The organism is Mesorhizobium sp. M00.F.Ca.ET.216.01.1.1, from assembly GCF_004010325.2.
Taxonomy (GTDB): domain Bacteria; phylum Pseudomonadota; class Alphaproteobacteria; order Rhizobiales; family Rhizobiaceae; genus Mesorhizobium.
This window is the reverse complement of sequence record NZ_SADR02000396.1, coordinates 1-315: the sequence shown is the minus strand read 5'-3', so window position 1 is coordinate 315 and position 315 is coordinate 1. Positions and strand designations below refer to the sequence as shown.

The following is a 315-nucleotide window of genomic DNA, read 5'->3' as shown; positions in this document are numbered from 1 at the left end:
CGGTGATGTCCTGATATTGCACGCACTCGGCGTCGAAATTGGCTTTCAGCAGGTCGAAATTGCGTCGGTCCTTGGTCTCGATGCCGATCAGCACCGAGCCGAACTTGCGCGCCGACTTCTTGAGATACTCGAAGCGAGCGATGTCGTCGTCCGGACCGAGCATCTCGAGGAAATCGCGCAGTGCGCCCGGCCGCTGCGGGAAACGGATGATGAAATACTTCTTCAGGCCCTCGAAGCGTAGCGCCCTCTCCTTCACGTCCGGCAACCGTTCGAAGTCGAAATTGCCGCCCGAACCCACCGCGACGATCGTCTTGC

The 315-nt window shown here is 59.7% G+C and carries 1 pseudogene; it reads right to left on the bottom strand.

Annotation, left to right across the window (positions count from 1 at the left end):
* Positions 1-315: pseudogene (locus EN859_RS36645) on the bottom strand (threonine dehydratase); the annotation flags it as partial.